Annotated in this window: 2 protein-coding genes; both read right to left on the minus strand. The window is 70.6% G+C overall.

What is annotated here, in order from left to right; all coding sequences use genetic code 11:
* Nucleotides 1–27: 27 nt before the first annotated feature.
* On the minus strand, nucleotides 28–1,413 hold the full coding sequence (locus tag VGD28_RS13540; protein WP_331028877.1) for an efflux transporter outer membrane subunit: 1,386 nt from the start codon (nucleotides 1,411–1,413) through the stop codon (nucleotides 28–30).
* Nucleotides 1,414–1,425: 12 nt separating this feature from the next.
* Nucleotides 1,426–1,662: efflux RND transporter permease subunit (locus VGD28_RS13545; RefSeq protein WP_331028878.1), on the minus strand; the 237-nt coding region annotated here is incomplete at its 5' end.

The following is a 1,662-nucleotide window of genomic DNA, read 5'->3' on the forward strand; positions in this document are numbered from 1 at the left end:
CTAATGGCCGGAATGGGTCGAAAGCGGTCATTTGGACCAGCCACCGCCAAGTGCCCGGAAAAGCTCGATCTGCCTCGTCGCGACCTCGCCATTGATGCTGGCCAGCCCGGCTTGGGTTTCCGCGAAACTCCGTTCCGCGTCGAGCAGGGCGAGCGAGTCCACCTGACCCTCGCGCTGTTGCGCGCGAACGATTCCGGCTGCGATTTTCGCCTCGTCGCGCGCGGACCGCAATGCCTCGCGCTGGCGCAGCACATTGGCGTAGGATGACAGAGCGGTCTCAGTCTCCTGCAGGGAACGGAGCACCGCGCCATCGAACTCGGCGAGAGCCTCCTCGGCTCCCGCCTCGGCACCGGCAACCCGCGCTCGGGCCCTCCTGTGATCGGTAAACGACCAGCTGATCAGCGGGCCGAGCAGGAATCCGATCGGGTTGCTGAGCAGATTGGAAATGCTTGCCGCCGAAGCGCCGAGCGAGCCCCCGAGGCTGATCCTGGGATAAAGCTCTGCGGTGGCGATCCCTATTCGGGCGGTCGCAGCTGCCAGCCGACGTTCGGCGGCGCGGACATCAGGTCGGCGCGCGAGCAGCTGGGCGCCGTCGCCGACCGGGATGGGCCGGTCGACCGTGAGCGAGGTGGTGCGCGCGCCCGCCGCGTGGGGCAGCTCGGCGGGCGCGCGTCCGGTCAGCATCGCTAGCCTGAACAATGCGTTGGCACGCTCGGCGGCAATGGCCGGAATCTCGGCCTGTCGCTGGTTGCGAAGCGTTGCGATCCGCGCCGTGTCGAGGCGCGAGTTGAGCCCGATCTCCACCCGGCGCTGGGTGAGGCGCAGGCTTTGATCCAGCAGCCTGACGATCTCGCCGGCGACGGCCAGCCGCTCGGCTGCGCTGGCCGCATCGGCATAGGCCCGGGCCGTTTCGGCGACGATCGCGACGCGAACGGCTTGGGCGTCCGCCTCGGCTGCGCCGACGTCGCCCCGCGCCGCCTCGACGCTCCGGCTGACCCGCCCGAACAGGTCCAGCTCATAGGCGACGCTGAGGCCGGCATCGAAGCTGGTCGACGCGTCGCTGGTCCCGGAATCGCGGCCGCGGGTCGCGCTCGCCCCGGCATCGGCCTGGGGGAGTCGGTCGACCTTGACCTCGCGGAGCGCGGCCCGCGCCCGGGCCAGGCGGGCGGCCGCCGCGCGTACATCGCGGTTATGCGCCATTGCGTCCTGGATCAGCCCGTCGAGCGTGGCGTCGTTGAACAATCGCCACCAGTCGCTCTCGATCGCTGCTCCGGGCTGCAGCGCCGGCGAGCTTGCGGAAACGAACGCGCCGGCCGAGGCGGACGGGAGCGCCGGCGGGGCATAGTCGGGGCCGGCCGCGCAGGCGCCGACAACCAGCGCGGACGCGGCGGCGATCAATCGCCTCCTGGTCATGGGCGAATGCTCCTATTCCGCGGGAACCGCATCGGCCGGAAGTCCGGCGCGGCGCCGCCGAGTGCGCTCCAGCCGCTCGCCGACGGTACGGCAGGTGACGTAGAAGAGCGGAGTGAAGATGAGGCCGAACGCGGTCACGCCGATCATCCCCGAGAAGACGGCGGTGCCGAGCGCCTGGCGAAGCTCGAATCCCGGCCCACCGGCCAGCACCAGCGGCAGCACGCCGAGGATGAAGGCGAAGCTGGTCAT

Origin of the sequence: Sphingomonas sp., from assembly GCF_036402235.1 — a bacterium.
Taxonomy (GTDB): Bacteria; Pseudomonadota; Alphaproteobacteria; order Sphingomonadales; family Sphingomonadaceae; genus Sphingomonas.

Coding starts and splice junctions, on each gene's coding strand:
- VGD28_RS13540 (WP_331028877.1), bottom strand. CDS start 1,413: ATGACCAGGAGGCGATTGATCGCCGCCGCGTCCGCGCTGGTTGTCGGC.